Source organism: Actinomycetospora sp. NBC_00405 (genome assembly GCF_036044095.1).
In the GTDB taxonomy this organism is placed as follows: domain Bacteria; phylum Actinomycetota; class Actinomycetes; order Mycobacteriales; family Pseudonocardiaceae; genus Actinomycetospora; species Actinomycetospora callitridis.
This window is the reverse complement of sequence record NZ_CP107938.1, coordinates 2432788-2453549: the sequence shown is the minus strand read 5'-3', so window position 1 is coordinate 2453549 and position 20762 is coordinate 2432788. Positions and strand designations below refer to the sequence as shown.

The 20762-nt window shown below is 74.1% G+C and carries 18 protein-coding genes and 1 tRNA gene; 13 read left to right on the top strand and 6 right to left on the bottom strand.

Annotated features, from left to right (window positions below; all coding sequences use genetic code 11):
- Positions 1–23: 23 nt before the first annotated feature.
- On the bottom strand, positions 24–2375 hold the full coding sequence (locus OG774_RS12065) for an MMPL family transporter (protein WP_328309699.1): 2352 nt from the start codon (positions 2373–2375) through the stop codon (positions 24–26).
- Between the two features lie 84 nt (positions 2376–2459).
- On the opposite strand from OG774_RS12065, the gene OG774_RS12060 reads away from it, so the two are divergent.
- Positions 2460–2900 carry a hypothetical protein gene (locus OG774_RS12060; protein ID WP_328309697.1) on the top strand — a complete coding sequence of 147 codons (441 nt, stop codon included), beginning with the start codon at positions 2460–2462 and terminating at the stop codon, positions 2898–2900.
- Positions 2901–2934: 34 nt separating this feature from the next.
- On the opposite strand, the gene OG774_RS12055 is transcribed toward OG774_RS12060, so the two are convergent.
- From OG774_RS12055 to OG774_RS12045, 3 genes are all read right to left on the bottom strand, one after another.
- Positions 2935–3213: a GlsB/YeaQ/YmgE family stress response membrane protein gene (locus tag OG774_RS12055; protein ID WP_328309695.1), complete on the bottom strand. Its 279-nt coding sequence runs from the start codon at positions 3211–3213 to the stop codon at positions 2935–2937.
- A gap of 200 nt (positions 3214–3413) precedes the next feature.
- Positions 3414–3578 carry a hypothetical protein gene (locus OG774_RS12050; RefSeq protein WP_328309694.1) on the bottom strand — a complete coding sequence of 55 codons (165 nt, stop codon included), beginning with the start codon at positions 3576–3578 and terminating at the stop codon, positions 3414–3416.
- Between the two features lie 246 nt (positions 3579–3824).
- A tRNA-Arg gene (locus OG774_RS12045) sits at positions 3825–3899 on the bottom strand.
- 51 nt (positions 3900–3950) lie between these two features.
- Here OG774_RS12045 and OG774_RS12040 point away from each other — a divergent pair.
- Complete coding sequence (locus OG774_RS12040; protein ID WP_328309693.1) at positions 3951–4949, top strand: NAD(P)-binding domain-containing protein; 999 nt, start codon at positions 3951–3953, stop codon at positions 4947–4949.
- 26 nt (positions 4950–4975) lie between these two features.
- Here OG774_RS12040 and OG774_RS12035 read toward each other — a convergent pair whose 3' ends face one another.
- Positions 4976–5758, bottom strand: coding sequence for a DUF305 domain-containing protein (locus OG774_RS12035; protein WP_328309692.1), 783 nt, complete (start codon positions 5756–5758; stop codon positions 4976–4978).
- Positions 5755–6642 (bottom strand): DUF3105 domain-containing protein, encoded by an 888-nt coding sequence (locus OG774_RS12030; protein ID WP_328309691.1) that lies wholly within the window; start codon positions 6640–6642, stop codon positions 5755–5757. Before OG774_RS12030 ends, OG774_RS12035 begins: the two co-directional genes overlap by 4 nt.
- Before the next feature lie 157 nt (positions 6643–6799).
- On the opposite strand from OG774_RS12030, the gene argS reads away from it, so the two are divergent.
- From argS to prfA, 11 genes are all read left to right on the top strand, one after another.
- A complete protein-coding gene (argS, locus tag OG774_RS12025) occupies positions 6800–8452 on the top strand; it encodes an arginine--tRNA ligase (RefSeq protein WP_328309688.1) in 1653 nt (550 codons plus the stop codon).
- A 40-nt stretch (positions 8453–8492) separates the two neighbouring features.
- Positions 8493–9917: a diaminopimelate decarboxylase gene (gene lysA, locus OG774_RS12020; RefSeq protein ID WP_328309686.1), complete on the top strand. Its 1425-nt coding sequence runs from the start codon at positions 8493–8495 to the stop codon at positions 9915–9917.
- Positions 9918–11309, top strand: coding sequence for a homoserine dehydrogenase (locus OG774_RS12015; protein WP_328309684.1), 1392 nt, complete (start codon positions 9918–9920; stop codon positions 11307–11309).
- Positions 11310–11404: 95 nt separating this feature from the next.
- Positions 11405–12421 (top strand): threonine synthase, encoded by a 1017-nt coding sequence (gene thrC / locus OG774_RS12010; RefSeq protein ID WP_328310930.1) that lies wholly within the window; start codon positions 11405–11407, stop codon positions 12419–12421.
- 32 nt (positions 12422–12453) lie between these two features.
- On the top strand, positions 12454–13347 hold the full coding sequence (gene thrB, locus OG774_RS12005; protein WP_328309682.1) for a homoserine kinase: 894 nt from the start codon (positions 12454–12456) through the stop codon (positions 13345–13347).
- Between the two features lie 420 nt (positions 13348–13767).
- On the top strand, positions 13768–15978 hold the full coding sequence (rho, locus tag OG774_RS12000) for a transcription termination factor Rho (RefSeq protein ID WP_328310928.1): 2211 nt from the start codon (positions 13768–13770) through the stop codon (positions 15976–15978).
- Positions 15979–16080: 102 nt separating this feature from the next.
- Positions 16081–16521 (top strand): SRPBCC family protein, encoded by a 441-nt coding sequence (locus tag OG774_RS11995; protein WP_328309680.1) that lies wholly within the window; start codon positions 16081–16083, stop codon positions 16519–16521.
- A gap of 43 nt (positions 16522–16564) precedes the next feature.
- Positions 16565–17632 (top strand): hypothetical protein, encoded by a 1068-nt coding sequence (locus tag OG774_RS11990; RefSeq protein ID WP_328309678.1) that lies wholly within the window; start codon positions 16565–16567, stop codon positions 17630–17632.
- Positions 17632–19173 carry a phenylacetate--CoA ligase family protein gene (locus OG774_RS11985; RefSeq protein WP_328309676.1) on the top strand — a complete coding sequence of 514 codons (1542 nt, stop codon included), beginning with the start codon at positions 17632–17634 and terminating at the stop codon, positions 19171–19173. The genes OG774_RS11990 and OG774_RS11985 overlap by 1 nt, the downstream gene beginning before the upstream one ends.
- A 137-nt stretch (positions 19174–19310) precedes the next feature.
- Positions 19311–19532, top strand: a complete 222-nt coding sequence (rpmE, locus tag OG774_RS11980; protein WP_328309674.1) for a 50S ribosomal protein L31 — start codon at positions 19311–19313, stop codon at positions 19530–19532.
- Positions 19533–19652: 120 nt separating this feature from the next.
- Complete coding sequence (prfA, locus tag OG774_RS11975; RefSeq protein WP_328310926.1) at positions 19653–20762, top strand: peptide chain release factor 1; 1110 nt, start codon at positions 19653–19655, stop codon at positions 20760–20762.

The following is a 20762-nucleotide window of genomic DNA, read 5'->3' as shown; positions in this document are numbered from 1 at the left end:
GGCGGCGAGATTTCGACGCTCCGTCACGTGGACGACGACGGCGCGCGGAGGCGCTGGCTCGGCCAGGCGCTGGCCGGGCCCACCCACCATATGAGCGCGGGCACCAGGAAGGCTCGTACCAGGAAGGTGTCCAGGAGCACCCCGACGGCCATCGCGAAGGCGAGCTCCTGGAAGGGGGCGAGCGGTACGAGGGCCACGAGGCCGAAGCTTGCCGCGAGGGTGACGCCGGCGGTGCCGATGGCCCGCGTGGAGCGGGGGACCGCGACGGCGAGCGCCTGGCCGAGCGGGCGGGTGCGGGCGGCCTGCCAGACGTCGCCCACCCCGAAGACGTTGTAGTCCGAGCCCAAGGAGGCGAGTAGGGCACCGACGGCGAAGGGGACGAAGAAGATCAGTCCCTCCTGGCCCAGCTCCCCGAAGACCAGCGATGTCAGTCCGAGCGCGGAGGCGACGACGAGCAGGCTGCAGCCGAGCAGGTAGAGCGGGGCGACGAGGCTGCGCAGGAACAGCACGAGGAGCAGCAGCTCGACGGCGGCGACGACCACGGCCACCCGGATGAGGTCGGCGCGGGCGCTGTCGACCAGCCCGAGGCCGAGGGCCGTGTCGCCGGCGTAGGCCGTGGACACTCCGTCCAGGCCCGCCACGGCAAGCAGCGCCGGGATGTCGCGCTGCAGTGTCCGCAGGGTCTCGACCGCCCGAGCGCCCAGCGGGTCGGCGTCGAGCACGAGGAGGAAGCGTGCGGCGTCGCCCTCGGGCCCGAGGAACAGCGCATAACGGTCGGGGACGGAACTCGGGAGCCGGCCCTGGGTGGGGCCGAGCACCCCGGCCACGCCGGGTCGGTCCTCCAGCTCCTGTTGAAGGCGGGCGAGGGAGTCTCGGCGGGCGGTGATCCCGGGCCCGGTCAGGAGGATCTCGGTGGGGGAGAGCACGCCGGGGGCGAAACCCGTCGCCGCGCTCTCCCACGCCACGCGGACCGGGTTGCCCGCGGGCAGCGAGTCCGTGGGTGACACCGACTCGCGCATCGAGGCCAGTGGCAGGGCGCACACGGCAAGCACGGCCAGTCCGACCACCGCTGCCGCCGGGGCCGCACCCTTCCGCGTGGTGATGAGCCGGATGAATCGGCTCCGACCCGGGTCGGGCTCGAACTGCTCGGCGTGCTCTCCGGCCGGTAGGCCGGGTCGCCGCGGCCACAGCACCGCCCGCCCGCACATCGTCATGAGCGGCGGAACGACCAGGACCGACACCACGAGCGAGGCCAGCACCGTCAGGGCCAGGCCCGGGCCGAAGGCCTGGAAGAGCTCCGTGCGGGCGACGCTGAGTGCGGCCACCCCGGCAGCGACGGTGAGTCCGGCGACGACCACGATCGTGAGGTAGTCCTCGACGGCTCCCCGGGCGGCGGCGCGGCCGTCCTGCCCGGCACGCAGGCGGCGTGCCATCCCAGAGAGGAAGAGGACCGCGTAGTCGGTGCTGAGGCCGAGTGCGAGGGCCACCAGCACCGGTTCGAGCTGACCGGGGGCACTGATGCCGGCGATCTCGGCGACCGCTCCGATGAGACGGTCGGCGACCAGGTAGGACGTCCCGGCGGCGATCAACGTGATCACGGGGGCGAGGGCCGAGCGGAAGGCGAGGGCGACGACGAGAGCGACCGCGATCACCGAGCTGACCTCGACGGCGGTCAGGTGCTCGGCCACGAGTCGGCCCTGCTCGGCCTGGAGCGGGATCGTGCCGCCCACCCCGGCGAGGTGATCGCCGGGCCGGTCGATGCGGGAGGCGTAGTCGTCGGCGACGCGCTCCTGCAGCCAGGTGGGGGCGCGGGGGTCGGTGAACAGGTAGGTCACGATCGTGGTCGTCGGACCGGCCGACGTCAGCGCATCGGAGGTCAGGGCATCTCGGGTCAGGGCGCCGGTAGCCGACCCCGGCGCGAGTCCCTCGGGCAGTCCACGCGGCACGCCGTCGAAGACCGGCACGGCGAGGAGAAGCGGTGGTGTCGGACGGCCGCGGTAGGCCGCCTCGTCGACCTCCGCCGCACGCAACGTCGCCCGGGCCTGCGCATAGGGGTCGAGACCCCTCGGGTCGTGCTGCACCACCGCCGTCCGGGTCAGCAGCGGCAGGCCGAAGATCTCGAACGCCCGGACCTGTGCCTGCACGGCGGGCGTGTCCTCGCCGAGGATCTCCGACAGTCCACCGCCCGCGGTGGCGAGCGGCGGGAGCAGGGTCATCGCCGCCCAGACACCGATGCCGGCGACGATGAGCACGGCCCACCAGGCACGGGTGAGGAGCGCGGCCGCGGCACGCACCGGGAGGGCGCGCTGCGGAGGCTTCGGCGGCGCCGCCCCGTCCGGCATCCCGGGCGTGGCCGTGTCGGATGCGGCGCCCACGGTGCTCGACGCTGCCACCTCGGCCTCATCGGGTCCAGCGGCGACGGTTCCTTCCCGGGTCGCGGCCTGCCACCCTCGGTCGACGTGGCCGAGGACCAGGCGAGCGTGGACCCGGGCGACCATCCGCGTCGCGTCGGGGACGGTGCCCGCGACGAGGATCCGGTGTCAGGCACGGGCGAGAGCGCGCCGGGCCGTGCGCGGCGACGGTCGCGGATCCTGCCGGTGCTGCTCGCGCTGGTGATCGGAGCCGGCGCCGGGTGGTCGGCGCGAGCCGTCGTGCTCCCGACCGCTGTCCCTGTTCCCGCGCCGCCGCCGCCGCTGACACCGATGCCCGCGCCGGGTGTCCCCTGTCCCGCCGCGGCGGACGCGGGAGCCGCGATCAGTGCCCAGCTCGACCGGGCCGTGGTCGCGCTGCGGGACTTCGACCCGCGCACGCTGCAGGGCGTGCTCGACGAGGTGCAGCGCCAGCAGGCCCGACTCGAGGCCGCGGTGGCCGCCTGCCGCACTGGTTCCGCACCGTCCTGAGGGTCCCGCGCCGACGATCACGGCGGCTGCGCGGTCACCGCCGGACCCCGCGTCGTCCCGCGACCCCGGCGACCGCAGCGACGACCACGAGAGCCACCACGAGCTGCACCAGCAACTCGAGCCAGTCGATTCCTCCCGTCACGGTAGCGATTCCGAGGGCACGAGCGAGGAAGGTGCCGATCAGGGCGGCGACGATTCCGGCGACGATGGTCATCCAGATGGGGATTCGTTGCTTGCCTGGGAGAATGGCCCGTGCGAGCACGCCGATCACCAGACCGATGACAATCGCGCTGATGATGCCGGTGATGGTCACGAATCGCCGCCTTCCCATTGGCAGGGTGAGGCTCCACGTTCGACGGTGTACACCTGGCTCGATGCTTCGCCGGGGTCCTGGGCGACGTGGGGCCAGCGCCTGGCGCCCTCGCGAGGGCGCCGGACCATGCGCTCAGGGTAGGCGCGGGAGGGCCCGTGCGAAAGGACGCTTCTCGCGCCATCGACGCCGAACGCGGCGCATCAAAGGCCGCGCCACTGACGCTCGAATTCCTCATCGATCTCGAGGGCGGCGTACCCGCGCGGACGGCCGGTCAGGGCGTCGGTACCGGCGTAGACGCGGACGTGGTACGCGCCGCGCGGCAGCTGCCCGATGTGGCCCCGCTGCCTCCGCTTCCGAGGTGGCATGCCACGGACGGTAGGAGCCACTTGCCACATCGGTGTCGGTCGCACGCACGCCGGAACCCACGTCCTGCTGCTCGCCCACGACCACCACGAGCGCGTCGTCCACGCCGCCACCGGCGAACTCCTGCGCGAACTCGACATCAACCTTGACCGCGACTACCAGCCACGACACCCACCGAGCCCGAAAGAACAAACGCCCGAACCCACACAACGTGGGTCCGGGCGTCCGGGATGTCCTGAGACACCACATGGTGCCCCCGGCAGGATTCGAACCTGCGCCACCGCCTCCGGAGGGCGGTGCTCTATCCCCTGAGCTACGGGGGCGGACCGATCGCGAGCCTAGCGCACGGGCCGCCGAGGACCGACGCTCGGGTGATGGCACACGCAGAGATCCATCGGGACCGTCGCATCGATGCGGGAGACCTCGCCGCCCTGTCCGGACGCACGATCGCGGTGATCGGTTTCGGCAACCAGGGCGCGGCGCAGGCGGCGAACCTGCGCGACTCGGGGTTCGCCCCGCTCGTCGGCAACCGGGACGACGAGTACGCGACGTCGGCCGCGGAGGAGGGCTTCGACCTTCGCCCCATCGCCGACGCGGCGGCCGCCGCCGACATCGCGCTGCTGCTGGTCCCCGACGAGGAGCAGCCCGAGCTCGTGCGCACCGAGGTCGCGCCCGGCCTGCGCGCGGGCGACACCCTCGTCCTCGCCAGCGGCTACAACTGGCACTTCGGCCTGCTCGAGGTGCCCGACGGCGTCGACGTCGTCATGGTCGCGCCGCGCATGATCGGCGCGGCGGTGCGCGACCGCTACGTCGACCGGCACGGGTTCCCCTGCTTCGTCTCCGTCGAGCGCGACGCGAGCGGCCGCGCGTGGGAGACGACGATGGCGATCGCCCGCGCCATCGGGGGCACGCTCGGCGGCGCGATCGTCTCGAGCGCCCGCGAGGAGGCGGCGCTGGACCTGTTCAGCGAGCAGGCGATCTGGCCCGCGATCCTCGATGTGGTGCGCACCGCCCACCGGGTCGCCGTGGAGGCGGGCTTCACCGAGGAGGCCGTGCTCAACGAGCTCTACCTGTCCGCCGAGCCGGCCGAGGTGTTCGCGCACATGGCCCGCGAGGGGCTGTTCGGCCAGCTCGGGCTGCACTCGCGGACGTCGCAGTACGGGCAGCTGCGGTCGCTGTCGGGGCTCGACGAGGGCGGCGAGCTGGCCGACCGCTTCCGGCGCGTGATGCACGACGACATCCTGTCCGGGGCCTTCGCGCGGGAGTGGAGCCGTCCCGAGGCGGGGGAGCGGCTGGACGTGATGCGCGACGAGGTCGGGGCCACGCGGCTCGCGACCGCCGAGGCCGAGGTCCGCGCCCGCCTGGACCCGTAGAAGCACTGGGACGGTGCTCAGCTAGGTCAGTTGGGCATCGTGTGCATGCCGGCGTGCATGTCCGCCGGGGCAGGCAGGGGAGCGGCGCCGCGCTCGGCGAGCATCTGCGTCATCACCGCCGCCTCGGAGGTCTGGGACGTCGCCATGCTCTGCGCGAGCGCCCGGACCGCCGGCACCGAGGCCTCGTCGGCGGCCGCCTGCATCATCGGCAGCCCGCCCTGGTGGTGGCGCAGCATGAGCTGGAGGAACACGACGTCGAGCGCGGGCCCGGTGGAGGCGCGCAACCGCGCGAGGTCCTCGGGCGACGCCATGCCCGGCATCGTCGCCGTCGGCATGCCCATCCAGCCCATGAACTGCCCGGACGGCGGGGTCAGCGGCTCACCCCACAGGGTCAGCCAGCCCTCCATGCGCCCGACCTGGGAGGTCTGGGTCGACTCGATGTCGAAGGCGATCTGGCGCACCGCGGGGTCGGCGGTGTTGTTCCGCGCCCACACGGCCATCTCCACCGCCTGGCTGTGGTGCACGAGCATGTCCTGCAGGAAGCCGACGTCGACCGAGCCCTCGGCCGGCCCGTAGGTCGTCGCGGTGGAGCGCCCCAGGGCGATGCCGCCGATGACGCCGGCGAGCACCAGCACCAGCGCGAGGCCGCCGGCGACGAACGCCTTGGCCCAGGTCGGGCTCGCCGACCACCAGCCGCCGCCGGAGCCGCCGTCGTCCGCACCGTCGCCGTCGACCGGGGGCGGCGGCGGGTCGGTGCGGTCGGTGTCGCTCACCGGGGTGTCGGTCATGTCGGTGGGGGTGGCGCTCATCCGCCGTTGCCCGCGGCCGCGCCGCGACCGTCCATCGTCACCGCGTCCGGTGGCGGGGGCGAGGGGGCGAACGGGGGCGGGTTGTCCGGGTCGAAGTAGCCCGGACCGAGGGCGTCGCAGCTCGCCCCGACCTCGGGGTACTGGTACTGGTTCTGGCGCAGCGACTGGATGAACTGGTCGATCCGCGGGTCGTTGGGGTCGTCGACCTTGAGCTCGTGACCCCACGACTGCAGCGCGATCGGCCGGTCGAGGCCGGGGTACGGCGACATCATCGTGTAGTCCTGGCCCTGCACCCGGCCGGCCAGCGCCTGCACCCCCGGCCCCTGCACGCGTTCCGGGTCGTAGGCGATCCACACCGCGCCGTGCTCGAGGGAGTGGACCATGTTCTCGGTGCGCACCGGGGTCGGGTAGACCACGCCGGTGCAGGCCGCCCAGTAGGCGTCGTGCGGGCCGCCGAACGGGGGCGAGCGGTCGTAGGCCACGCGCTGCTGGGCGGTGACGTGCTGCTGGCCCGCGTACTGGCCGGTGACGATGCCCGGGATCGCGAGCGACGGGTCGCGGTTGTCGTCGCCCGGGCGCCAGGCGCTGACCTCGCCCTCGCGCATCAGCGCGAAGCCGATGACGCCGACGGCGAGCAGCACGACGACCGTGATCGCGCCGATCAGCAGCCACGGCACCTGGCGGCGGGTCCCGGCGGCGGGGCGCTTGCCGCGGGTGACGGGGTTGGGTCCCCGCTTCGCGCCCGGGCGCTGGCCGTTCTTCGCGCCGCCCCTGGCGCCGCCCTGGCCGTTCTGTCTGCGCTGCCCGCCCGAGGACGACCGCCCCGAGGACGGCGTTCCCGACCCGGCCGACCCGGATCGACGACCGGATCCACCACTCGCCATGGCACCGAGTCTACGGAGCACGCGGTGACGCTCGAGGGACGGGTGCGCACCCGCGGTGATCACCGCTCGCGCTTCACGCGGCCATCACCGCAGCGTGTGACGCGTGCCCGGCCCGGGCCCGGAGGTCAGCCGCGCCCCGGTCCCTAGAATCAGCGGGGTGACCCCCGCTGCCCTGGCCGACCTGCTGCACGCCGTCGCCGTGGACGTGCTCACCGAGCGCGGCCTCGACACGGCGGTGCTGCCGGACACGGTCACGGTCGAGCGCCCGCGCAACCCCGAGCACGGCGACTACGCCACCAACCTCGCGCTGCGCTCGGCGAAGAAGGCCGGGGTGGCGCCCGCCGAGCTGGCGGGCTGGCTGGCGACGCGCCTCGAGGACACCGACGCGATCGCCACCGCCGAGGTCGCGGGCCCGGGCTTCCTCAACCTGCGCCTCGCCGCCGACGCCCAGGCCGGGATCGTCGACGCGGTGCTCACCGCGGGCGAGGCCTACGGCCACACCGACGCGCTGACCGGGCAGGCGATCAACCTCGAGTTCGTCTCGGCGAACCCCACCGGCCCCATCCACCTCGGGGGCACGCGCTGGGCCGCGGTCGGCGACGCGCTGGGCCGGGTCCTCGCGTCGCAGGGCGCTGCGGTCACCCGCGAGTACTACGTCAACGACGCGGGTGCGCAGATCGACCGGTTCGCCGAGTCGCTGCTCGCGGCGGCCGAGGGACGCCCGGTGCCGGAGAACGGCTACGGCGGGGCCTACGTCGCCGAGGTCGCGCAGAAGGTGCTGAAGGCCTCCGACGGCCTGCTCGACCAGCCCGAGGACGAGAAGCTCGCCGCGTTCAAGCGTCTCGGCGTCGAGGCGATGCTCGAGGAGATGCGGGCGAGCCTGGAGTCGTTCGGCACGCACTTCGACGTCTGGTCCTCCGAGCAGGCGCTGCACAGCTCGGGTGCGGTCGAGCGGTCGGTGCAGCAGCTCAAGGACGACGACGCCCTGTACTTCGCCGACGGCGCGTGGTGGCTGCGCTCCTCGGACCACGGCGACGACAAGGACCGCGTCGTCATCAAGAGCGACGGGCGTCCGGCCTACATCGCGGGCGACATCGCCTACTACCGCGACAAGCGCGCCCGCGGTGCCGACCTCGCGATCTACATGCTGGGCGCCGACCACCACGGCTACATCCACCGCCTCAAGGCCGTGGCCGCGGCGTTCGGCGACGACCCGGCGCGCGTCGAGGTGCTGATCGGGCAGCTCGTCAGCCTCGTGCGCGACGGCCAGCCGGTGAAGATGTCCAAGCGCGCCGGCACGATCATCACGCTGGAGGACCTCGTCGACGCCGTCGGCGTGGACGCGGCGCGCTACACGCTGGCGCGCTCGTCGGTCGACCAGGTGCTCGAGATCGACCTCGACCTGATCTCGAGCCGCACGAACGAGAACCCCGTGTTCTACGTGCAGTACGCCCACGCCCGGCTCGCGTCGCTGGCCCGCAACGCCGCCGACCTGGGCGTCTCCGCGCAGAGCCCGGACCTCGCGCTGCTGACCCACCCCCGCGAGGGCGACCTCATCCGCACGCTGGGGGAGTTCCCGCGCGTGCTGTCGTCGGCCGCGGCCCTGCGGGAGCCGCACCGCGTCGCGCGCTACCTCGAGGAGCTGGCCGGCGCCTACCACCGGTTCTACGACACCTGCCGCGTCCTGCCGCAGGGCGACGAGGAGCCGTACGCGATCCACACCGCCCGCCTCGCGCTCTGCTCCGCCGCGCGCCAGGTGCTCGCCAACGGCCTCGGCCTGCTCGGTGTGAGCGCGCCCGAGCGCATGTGACCCACCACCCGTCCACCCACCAGGTCTGGTTGAACCCACGATGACCCGCGCCCACCCTGCCGGGCCCCGCCACGCCGACGTGATCCCGCAGCACGAGGACGCCGGTGGCCCGCCGCCCGAGGCCGCCCTCGACGCCCTGCCGGCCGCCGTGTGGCCCCGCAACGCCGCCCGCGACGCCGACGGCGCCGTCCGCCTCGCCGGCGTCGACGTCACCACCCTCGCCCGCGAGCACGGCACCCCGCTGTTCGTCGTCGACGAGGCCGACTTCCGGTCCCGGTGCGCCGAGCACGCCGACGCCTACGGCGACCCCGCGCTCGTGCACTACGCGAGCAAGGCGTTCCTCACCACCGAGATCGCGCGCTGGGTGGCCGACGAGGGCCTCGGGCTCGACGTCTGCACCGAGGGCGAGCTGCTCACCGCGCTGCGCGCGGGCTTCCCGCCCGAGCGGATCACGGTGCACGGCAACAACAAGAGCCGTCATGAGCTCACCGTCGCGCTGGACGCCGGGGTCGGCGCGATCGTGCTCGACTCCTACGTCGAGATCGGCCGCCTCGACGAGATCGCCCGCGACCGCGACGTCCGCGCCCAGGTCATGGTGCGGGTGACGGTCGGCGTCGAGGCGCACACCCACGAGTTCATCGCCACCGCGCACGAGGACCAGAAGTTCGGGTTCTCGCTGGCCGCGGGCGACGCCGCCGAGGCCGTGCGCCGGGTGCTGAAGTCGCCGGGGCTGCACCTCGTCGGGCTCCACAGCCACATCGGCTCGCAGATCTTCGACGCCGACGGCTTCGAGCTCGCCGCCCGCCGGGTGATCGGGCTGCTCGCCGAGATGCGCGACGAGCACGGCGAGGCCGTCGCCGACGCGCTGACCACCGTCGACCTCGGCGGCGGCATGGGCATCGCGTACACGGTCGGCGACAAACCCCGCTCGCCCGCGTGGCTGGCCGGGGAGCTGCGGGCGATCGTCGAGCGCGAGTCCGCCCGGGTGGACCTCGTGCCCCCGCGGATCGCGGTCGAGCCCGGCCGCGCGATCGCCGGGCCGGGCACCGTGACGCTCTACGAGGTCGGCACCGTCAAGGACGTCGAGCTCGGCGGGGGAGCGCGGCGCCGCTACGTCAGCGTCGACGGCGGGATGAGCGACAACATCCGCACCGCGCTCTACGACGCCCACTACGACTGCCGGCTGGTCTCCCGGCACGCGACCGGGGCGCCGCCGGTGCGCTCGCGGGTGGTCGGCAAGCACTGCGAGTCCGGCGACGTCGTGGTGCGCGACTGCTGGCTGCCTGCGGACGTCGCGCCCGGCGACCTCGTGGCGGTCGCCGCGACCGGCGCCTACTGCTACGCGATGTCGAGCGCGTACAACAAGGTGCCGCGGCCGGCCGTCGTCGCGGTGGCGGACGGCACGTCGCGCACGCTGCTGCGGCGCGAGACCCTCGACGACCTGGCGCGACTGGAGGTGGGATGAATGGTCGGCAACGAGGGGCGAGCGATCAACGTCGCACTCCTGGGCTGTGGCGTCGTCGGGTCACAGGTGGTCCGCCTGCTCACCGAGCAGGCCGACGAGCTGGCCGCCCGTGTCGGGGCGCCGGTGCACCTCGTGGGCATCGCGGTCCGGCGACCCCAGCGGCACGCCGACGTGCCCGCGGACCTGCTGACCACCGACGCGGCCGGGCTGGTCGCCCGCGACGACGTCGACATCGTGGTCGAGCTGGTCGGCGGCATCGAGCCCGTGCGGGGGCTGCTGCTCACGGCGCTGAAGAACGGCAAGTCGGTGGTGTCGGCGAACAAGGCGCTGCTGGCCGAGGACGGCGCGGCGCTCGCGGCGGCCGCGGACGAGTCCGGCGCCGACCTCTACTACGAGGCCTCCGTCGCGGGCGCGATCCCGCTGCTGCGTCCCATCCAGCAGTCGCTGGCCGGCGACCGCATCCGGCGGATCGCCGGCATCGTCAACGGCACCACCAACTTCATCCTCTCGGCGATGGCGACCTCCGGCGCGAACTACACCGAGGCGCTCGAGGAGGCCGGCCGGCTGGGCTACGCCGAGGCCGACCCGACCGCCGACGTCGACGGCTACGACGCGGCGTCCAAGGCCGCGATCCTCGCCAGCCTCGCCTTCCACACCCGGGTGACCGCCGACGACGTCTACCGCGAGGGCATCCGCGACGTCTCCGCCGCCGACATCGCCGCGGCGAAGGCGCTGGGCTGCACGGTGAAGCTCCTCGCGATCTGCGAGCAGGTCGACGGTGGCCGGGGCGAGCGCAGCGACGGGAAGTCCTACGTGACGGCCCGCGTGCACCCGGCGATGATCCCGAGGTCGCACCCGCTGGCCTCGGTGTCCGGGGCCTACAACGCGGTGTTCATCGAGGCCGCCGCCGCGGGGCAGCTGATGTTCTACGGACAGGGCGCCGGCGGTCCGGAGACCGCGAGCGCCGTCCTGGGCGACCTCGTCGCGGCGGCGCGCAACCGCGTCATCGGCGGGCGGGGGCCGCGCGACTCCGCCCACGCCCACCTGCCCGTGCTGACCATGGGCGAGACCCGCACCCGCTACCACGTCGCGCTCGACGTCACCGACCGCGCGGGCGTCCTGGCCCAGGTCGCGGGCGTGTTCGCCGACCACGACGTGAGCATCGCGACCGTGCGCCAGGAGGGCCGGGGCCAGAACGGGGGTGACGCGGATGATGGCGTCCCGAACACCCGGGACGCCACACTGGTGATCGTGACCCACTCGGCGACGGACGCGGCCCTCGCGAGCACCGTCGAGGCGCTCACCGGCCTCGACGCCGTGCGCGGCGTCGCCGGCGTCCTGCGCGTCGAGGGATTGGGTCGTCCCGTGACCGAGCTGGGAGGTGCGTCGTGACCGGAGTGGTCGGTGGGGCCTTCGCGGGGGGGCCGGCGGTGGCGCTCGGCGCCCGTGTCGAGTGGCCCGGGATCATCCCCGCCTACCGCGACCGCATGCCCCGGGTCCAGGACGGCTGGGAGGTCGTGACGCTGCGCGAGGGCGGGACACCGCTGCTGCCCGCGCCGCACCTCTCCGAGCTGACCGGGTGCGAGGTGCACCTCAAGATCGAGGGCGCGAACCCCACGGGCTCGTTCAAGGACCGCGGCATGACCGTGGCCATGACCGAGGCCCTCGCGGGCGGCGCGAAGGCCGTGATCTGCGCGTCGACGGGCAACACCTCGGCGTCGGCGGCCGCCTACGCGACGCGCGCCGGCCTGACCTGCGCCGTCCTCGTGCCCCAGGGCAAGATCGCGCTCGGCAAGCTCGCCCAGGCGACGGTGCACGGTGCTCGGATCCTGCAGCTCGAGGGCAACTTCGACGCCTGCCTGGAGCTCGCCCGCCGGGCCGCCGAGCAGTACCCGATCGCGCTGGTCAACTCGGTGAACCCGGCGCGCATCGAGGGGCAGAAGACCGCGGCGTTCGAGATCTGCGACCAGATGGGCCGCGCGCCGGACATCCACGCGCTGCCCGTCGGCAACGCCGGCAACATCACGGCCTACTGGCGCGGCTACACCGAGTACGCCGGCGACGGCGTCGTGGCCGGCACCCCGCGCATGTTCGGCGTGCAGGCCGCGGGCGCCGCCCCGCTCGTGCACGGCGCGCCCGTGACCGACCCGGAGACCCTGGCCACCGCCATCCGCATCGGCTCGCCCGCGTCCTGGGACGGGGCGATCGCGGCGCGCGACGAGTCGGCGGGCGAGATCACCGCGGTGGACGACGACGCCATCCTCGAGGCCTACCGCCTGCTGGCGGCCCGCGAGGGCGTGTTCGTCGAGCCGGCCTCGGCCGCGTCGGTGGCGGGGCTGCTCGCGAAGTCGCGGGCCGGGCGCCTCGACACGGGCCAGCTGATCGTCGCGACGGTGACCGGGCACGGGCTCAAGGACCCCGCCACCGCGCTCGCGGACGCCGTCGAGCCCGTCGTGCTCCCCCCGCACGTGGACGCGGTGGCCGACGCCCTGGGCCTGCGCTGAGCGCCGGGGCGCAGGTCGCGCAGGAGCCGGCGGTGCCGGCCCGCGCCACCGCGCGCGTCCGGGTGCCGGCCACGTCGGCCAACCTCGGTCCCGGCTTCGACACGCTCGGGCTGGCCCTGGGCCTGTGGGACGAGGTCGAGCTGGGCGTCGTCGACGCCCCGTCCTGCCGCGTCGACGTCGAGGGCGAGGGCGCGGGCCGGGTGCCCCGCGACGGCCGGCACCTCGTGCTGCGGGCCGCGCACGCCACCTTCGACCGGGCCGGCGCGCCGCGCGCCTCGCTGCACCTGCGATGTCGCAACGCGATCCCGCACAGCCGGGGCCTCGGTTCGTCGGCTGCCGCGGCCGTCGCGGGGATCGTGGCGGCGCGCGCACTGCTCGCCGAGACCCACCCGCTGGACGACGCGGAGGTGCTCGACCTCGCCGCCGGGTTCGACGGCCACGCCGACAACGTCGCGGCCTGCCTCTACGGCGGGCTCGTCGTGAGCTGGGGCCACGAGGGCTCGTGGCACGCCGCCCACCTGACGCCGCACCCGGCGCTGCGACCGGTGGCGCTGGTCGCGGACCGCTCGAGCTCCACCGAGGCCACGCGCGGGCTGTTGCCCGACCGTGTCCCGCACGCGGACGCGGCGTTCACGGCGGCCCGGTCGGCCCTGATCGTCCACGCCCTGACCAGCGAGCCCGAGCTGCTGCTCGCGGCCACCGAGGACCGGCTGCACCAGCCCTACCGGCGTCCGGCGTACCCCGAGACCGCGGCGGCGGTCGACCACCTGCGGGCGGCCGGCATCCCCGCGGTCGTCTCCGGGGCGGGGCCGACCGTGCTCGCGCTGACCCTCGACGGACGGCTGCCCGAGGACCTCGACACCACCGGCTTCGCCGTCCGCACGCTCGCGGTGGACACCGAGGGCGCGCGGGTCGAGACGGGCTGACCGGGCGTCGCCGCCCGACACCGCCACGCAGGGGGTGGTTGTTGCCGGTGCCCACGACGGGGTCTACCCTCAGGGTCACAGCGACCACGCGTGTGGCGCGTCGGTGCCCTGGTTCCGTCATCGTTCGGGGCCAATCTCTCCTTCAGTCGCCGGGATGCCTGGCGGCCGGACACTCATGATCGCTGTACGACAACTCCGCGGGTCCTCCCGCCCGGGGCCGAGGATCCTCATCGGACCGCCGGACCGGCCCGGACCCGCGAGACGTCCCGCCCCGTGCGGGACGGACACATCCGCTGGTCAGGGTGGTCCCCGGGCCGGTCAGGAAGGACCTGCGTGACCGAAACCGACGTCATCTCCACCGACGCCGAGGGATCCTCGGCCTCCGCGCCCGAGCGGCGCCGTCGAGGAGGTGTCTCCGGCATGGTGCTGGCCGAACTGCGCGAGCTCGCGACCTCGCTCGGCGTCTCCGACACCACCGGGATGCGACGAAACGACCTCATCTCCGAGATCAAGCGGCGGCAGTCCGGCAGCGGGGACCAGCTCCCCCTCGCCGAGGACGCCTCCGAGGGATCGAACGGCTCGAGCGCTCCCGCCGAGACCCCCGCCGAGAGCCCGGCCCCGGCCGACGAGCCGGCGGCCGAGAGCGCTCCCACGCGCCGCCGCGGCACCCGCCGCCGCGCCACCGCCGCCTCCGGCCCCCCGCCGGCCGGCGACGAGGCGCCGGCGAGCAGCGGCGACGCGCCCGCGGCCTCCGCGCCTGCTGCGACCGAAGCCTCTGAGGCATCCGACGCCTCCGCGGTGACCGCCGCCTCCGACGCGGTGCCCGGCGCCGAGGCCGCCGCGGCCGCGGCCGCCGAGGCGCCGTCCTCGACCGGCACGTCCGGCTCCTCGGAGAGCTCCGGCTCCTCCCGGCGCGGCCGTCGCGGCGCACGCCGCGAGGCGGGCCCGGGCGTCGGCGACGCCGACTCGGGCAGCGCTCCCGCCGCGGCTGCCGAGGCCCCCAAGGAGACCCCCACCGAGTCCTCGGACGTCGAGGCCGCGGCAGCGACCTCCACCGAGCAGACCACCCCCGACACCGACGGCGACGGGCAGGGCGGACAGCAGGGCGGCGAGCAGGGCGGCGGCCAGTCCCGTCGTCAGCGCGAGCGCGACCGCCAGCAGGGCGGCCGGCCCGACCAGAACGGCCAGCAGGGCGGCGGCCGCGGCCAGCAGCAGGGCGGCGGCAACCAGCAGGGCGGCCAGCAGGGCGGCGGCAACCAGCAGGGCGGCCAGCAGGGCGGCGGCAACCAGCAGGGCGGCGGCCAGCAGGGCGGCGGCCAGCAGCAGACGAACCAGCGTGACGACGACGACGATGACGAGGACGGCGGTGGCCGTCGCCGCGGCCGTCGCTTCCGCGACCGTCGCCGCAACCGCAACGACCGCGGGGAGCGCCCGGAGCGCAACGACCGCGGCCAGGGCGGCGGCGGGGGCGAGCCCGAGGTCCGCGACGACGACGTCCTCATCCCGGTCGCCGGCATCCTCGACGTGCTCGACAACTACGCGTTCGTCCGCACCTCGGGCTACGCCTCGGGGCCGAACGACGTCTACGTCTCGATGTCGCTGGTGCGCAAGCACGGCCTGCGCCGCGGTGACGCCGTCACCGGCCAGGTCCGCCAGCAGCGCGAGGGCGAGCAGAACCGGCAGAAGTTCAACCCGCTGGTCCGCATCGACTCGATCAACGGGCTCGACCCGGAGGCGGCGCGCAAGCGCCCCGAGTTCACCAAGCTCACCCCGCTCTACCCCAACGAGCGGCTGCGCCTCGAGACCGAGTCGCACCTGCTGACCACGCGCGTGATCGACCTGGTCATGCCCGTCGGCAAGGGCCAGCGCGCGCTGATCGTCTCGCCGCCGAAGGCCGGCAAGACGATGGTGCTGCAGGCGATCGCCAACGCGATCACCACGAACAACCCCGAGGTCCACCTCATGGTCGTGCTCGTCGACGAGCGGCCGGAGGAGGTCACCGACATGCAGCGCTCGGTGAAGGGCGAGGTCATCGCCTCGACCTTCGACCGGCCGCCGTCGGACCACACCTCGCTCTCGGAGCTGGCCATCGAGCGGGCGAAGCGCCTGGTCGAGATGGGTCACGACGTCGTGGTCCTGCTGGACTCCATCACCCGCCTCGGCCGCGCCTACAACCTGGCGGCCCCGGCGTCCGGGCGCATCCTGTCCGGTGGCGTCGACTCGACGGCGCTCTACCCGCCCAAGCGGTTCCTGGGCGCGGCGCGCAACATCGAGGACGGCGGATCGCTGACCATCTTCGCGACGGCCCTGGTCGAGACCGGGTCGACGATGGACACGGTGATCTTCGAGGAGTTCAAGGGCACCGGCAATGCCGAGCTCAAGCTCGACCGCAAGCTCGCCGACAAGCGCATCTTCCCCGCGATCGACCCCGACCCGTCGGGCACGCGCAAGGAGGAGCTGCTGCTCTCGCCGGACGAGATGGCGGTGACGCACCGGCTGCGGCGCGTCCTGGCCGCGCTGGACTCGCAGCAGGCCATCGAGCTGGTCCTCGACCGCCTGCGCAAGTCGCGGACGAACATCGAGTTCCTCATGCAGGTCGCCAAGACGACGCCCGGCAAGGACGACGAGTAGCCGGTCGACCCCGCTCGTGGAGCGAACGGCACGTCCACGTCGTCGCATGAAGCGACGGTGCCGTTCGCTCCGTCCGGGCCCCGTCGCGCGATGATGGCCACCATGGACGAGGACCAGGTGGTGAGCGCCCGCCGCGAGATCGACGCGGGGGCCGAGGTGATCTTCGAGTTCATCGCCGACCCGGCGCGCCAGCCGGAGTGGGACGGCAACGAGAACCTCGCCGAGGCCCAGCCGGGGCAGCGCGTGCGGGCCGTCGGCGACGTCTTCACCATGCGGCTGACCAACGGCGGCCTCCGCGACAACCACGTGGTGGAGTTCGAGGAGGGCCGGGTCCTGGCGTGGCAGCCGTCGGACCAGGGCTCGCCGCCGGCCGGCCACCGGTGGCGGTGGAAGCTCGAGCCCCTCGGCCCGGGCCGCACCGCGGTCACCCACACCTACGACTGGACGCAGCTCACCGACGAGGGCCGCTTCGCCCGGGCGCGCGCGACGACGTCCGACCGGTTGGCGGCGTCGCTCGAACGGCTCGCGGCGAGGGTTGAGTAGTTCCACCGGAGACCCGGGGCGGGTCGGCGGCGAGGCTCCACGCATGACAGAGCAGCCCGGCGCCGGCCTCCCCGCCCTCCCCGGTCCCTGGACGGCGATCCTCGACGAGGCGCGCCGCTACCCCTCGCCGCACAACTCCCAGCCGATCACCGTGCGGGTGCACGACGACCGCCGGGCGGAGTTCTTCTACGACCTCGACCGCGGCCTGCCCGCCGAGAACTTCGGCATCCCGTTCGCGCACGTCTGCGCCGGGGTGTTCCTCGAGTCCCTCGCGACGGTGGCGGCGGCGCACGGCTGGGCGGTCCGCGAGACCCTGCGCCTCGCCGAGATGGACTTCTCGTCCCCGCAGCGCCAGCACCTGCTCGGCGGCCTGGAGCTCTCGCCCGTCCCCGTCACCGACGCCGCCCGCGAACAGATGGCGGCGTTCCGCAGGCGCCGGACCTCGCGCCGCCCGTACGACCGCCGTCTCGTCGACCGGGCCGTCCTGGAGGAGGTCGCGGCGATCGCCGGCGGGATGGGCCAGCGGTTCGGGTGCACCGACGAGCAGGCCCTCGTCGACGACCTCATCCGGATCAACCAGGAGACGCTGTTCGACGACCTGCGCGACGACGCGGTCCACGAGGAGATCCTCACCTGGATCCGCACGTCGAAGCGGCAGGCGGCCGCCACCCGTGACGGGCTCTCCGCCGAGACCATGCTGATGCCCGGCCCCCTGCTCCGGATGGCGATGCGCCACCGGTGGCTGTGGGACCTGCCCCTGGTCGGCGGCCTCTTCCGCCGGGTCTACCTGTCGACGATGCGCGGGGTCCGCGAGCTGGGCTGGCTGACCGGCCCCTTCGAGGCCCCGGGCGACCACGTCGAGGCCGGCCGGTGCTTCCTGCGCCTCTGGCTCGCCTTCACCCGCCACGGCGTCGATCTGCACCCCTTCGGCACCGTCATCACCAACCCGCGCTCGCACGCCGCGTTCGTCGAGCGGACCGGGATCGACGAGTCCGGCGGCCGGATGGCCTGGATGCTCTTCCGCTACGGCACCGGGAAGCCGCCGCCGCGGGCCTGGCGACGCACGCTCGGCGCGATGCTGCTGGGCCGCGAGACGACGGCGGTGGCGTGATGAGGCTGTTCTGGTGGTGCCAGGAGATGCTCGTCGACCTCCTCGGGCGGTTCCCGGCGACCCACGCCCTGCTGCTCGCGCCCGGGTTCGAGCGGCTGCGCTGGTGGCTCGGCCGCCGCCGCGCCCAGCGCACCGTCGCCCGCACCGTCCGCCGGGTGCCGGCCTACCGGGCCTTCCTGGCCGAGCGGGGCGTCTCGTCCCGCGCCCTCCCGCGTTCCCTCTCGGCCCTGCCCGAGACGGACAAGAGCAGCTACATCACCCGGTACCCCATCCCCGAGCGGTGCGTGGGCGGGCGGCTCCCGCGCCGCGGGGTCGTCGTCGACGAGTCCTCGGGCTCGACCGGCACCCCGACCAGCTGGGTGCGGGGCCCGGTGGAGCGGCGGGCGTCGCGCGAGGTCCTGCGCGTCGGCTTCCTGCGCCACACCACTCCGGGCCGCCCGGTGTTCGTCATCAACGCCTTCTCCCTCGGGGCGTGGGCCACGGGGATGAACGTGACCGCGGCGCTGACCCGGGTCTCGACGATCAAGTCCTGCGGGCCCGACCGCGACAAGATCATCAACACCATGCGGGAGTTCGGGACCGGCTACACGTACGTGATCACGAGCTACCCGCCGTTCCTCAAGGGCCTGCTCGAGGACGACCGTCTCGACTGGTCGGCCTACGACGTGGTCTGCGCCTTCGGCGGCGAGGGGATCAGCGAGGGCATGCGCGACCACATCCTGCGCCGCGCGCGGAAGGTCGTCGGCGCCTACGGGGCCAGCGACCTCGAGATCAGCATCGCCGTCGAGACCGAGTTCACGATCGCACTGCGCCGGGCCATCGCCGCCGACCCGGCCCTCGCCACGGCCCTGACCAGGCAGGACGAGTACGGCGTGCTGCCGAACATCTTCCAGTTCAACCCGTACGCCTACCTGGTCGAGGAGAACGACGAGGGCGAGCTGGTCGTCACGATCACCCGTCCGCAGAACGTCGACCCCCGCATCCGCTACAACATCCACGACCGCGGGCACGTGCTGCGGATGCGCGACGTGCTGCCGGTGCTGCGCCGCTCCGGGCTCACCGGGGTGCTCGACGAGCGGGTGCTCGACCTGCCGCTGCTGCTGCAGTACGGGCGCAGCGACCACTCGGTGGACTACAACGGCGCGGTCGTGCCGCCCGACGGGGTCCGCGACGCCGTGGCCGGCGACGCCGAGCTGGTGGAGGCCGTCGAGAACCACCGGGTCGTCTCGTTCGAGGACCGCGCCGGCGACCGGCGCCTGCACCTGGCCCTCCAGCTCGCCGACGGCCGCGCGCTGGCCGATCCCGAGGCGGCCGCCCACCGGCTGCTCGCGGCGATGCGGCGCGCCAACCGCGACCTGGACAACGCGATCCGCACGAGCTCGCCGGGCACCGAGCCCACGGTGGGCGTCTACCCCTTCCGGACCGGCGTCTTCGCCGGCGACGGGGGCCGGCTCAAGAACGAGTACGTGTGGATCCTCGACGCCGCGGGCGCGGAGGCGGCGGGCCTCGACGAGCAGGTGGTGGCCGCCCGGACGGCGTGACGGGCCGGGAACAACGCGACCCCCCAGGTGGTTGTGCAGCTCAGCGGGCGGTCCTGCGAGAATGGCCCGCACATCAGGTACCGGTTCACCCCAGCACGAACGGGGACCCGGCGACCACGACGCGAGAGGACCAGACCGTGAAGAGCGGCATCCACCCCGATTACCACGAGACCTCGGTGCTCTGCAGCTGCGGGAACTCGTTCACCACCCGCAGCACGAAGCCCGGTGGCAACATCACCGTCGAGATCTGCGCCGCCTGCCACCCGTTCTACACGGGCAAGCAGCGGATCATGGACACCGGCGGTCGTGTGGCCCGCTTCGAGGCGCGCTACGGCAAGCGCACCCCGGCCAAGAAGTAGCTCCCGCGACGCCCGTCGCCCCTGCGCCACGCGCGCGGGGCGGCGGGCGTTCTGCGTGTACGGGGCAGGTTCACTCACGAGAGGAGGCGCGCGATGGCATCGCAGGCACCGGCGGACTCGATGACCCAGGGAATGACACGGTCGCCCGGCGTCACGGCCCTGCTCGAGGAGCACGCAGGGCTCGAGGCGCGCCTCGCCGACCCCGACGTGCACGCCGACCAGGCCCTCGCGCGCTCCCTGGGCCGGCGCTACGCCGCGCTCGCCCCGGTGGTCGCCACGGTGGAGGAGCTGCGCGGGGCCGAGGCCGACCTCGCCGACGCCCGCGAGCTCGCCCGCGAGGACCCCGCGTTCGCCGCCGAGGCCACCGAGCTCGAGGCGCAGGTCGGGACGCTGCGCGACCGGCTGTCCGAGCAGCTCGTGCCCCGCGACGCGGCGGACGCGAACGACGTGGTGGTCGAGGTGAAGTCGGGGGAGGGCGGCGAGGAGTCGGCGCTGTTCGCCGGCGACCTGCTGCGCATGTACTCCCGCTACGCCGAGCGCCGTGGCTGGAAGGTCGAGGTGCTGTCGGCGACGGAGTCCGACCTCGGCGGCTACAAGGACGTCACGGTCGCCGTCACCGCGCCCGGCAACGAGCCCGAGGGCGTCTGGGCCTGGTTCAAGTACGAGGGCGGGGTGCACCGGGTGCAGCGCGTCCCGGTCACCGAGTCCCAGGGACGCATCCACACCTCGGCGGCGGGGGTGCTCGTCTACCCCGAGGTGGACGCCGCCGCGGACGTCGAGATCGACGAGAAGGACCTGCGCGTCGACGTCTTCCGGTCGTCGGGCAAGGGCGGGCAGGGCGTCAACACCACCGACTCTGCGGTCCGGATCACCCACCTGCCCACCGGGGTGGTCGTGTCCTGCCAGAACGAGCGCTCGCAGCTGCAGAACAAGGCGCGCGCCATGGACGTGCTGCGCAGCCGTCTGCAGGCGATCGCCGACGAGGCGGAGGCGGCCCAGGCGTCGGCCGACCGCCGCAGCCAGGTCCGCACCGTCGACCGCTCCGAGCGCGTGCGCACCTACAACTACCCGGAGAACCGGATCTCCGACCACCGCGTCGGCTACAAGTCGCACGACCTCGACCGGGTGCTCGACGGCGACCTCGACGCGGTGCTCGACGCCCTGCGCGCCGCCGATCGCGCCGAGCGGATGGCCCAGTCCGGGCCGTCGGCGGACGAGCCGCGCTCCTGA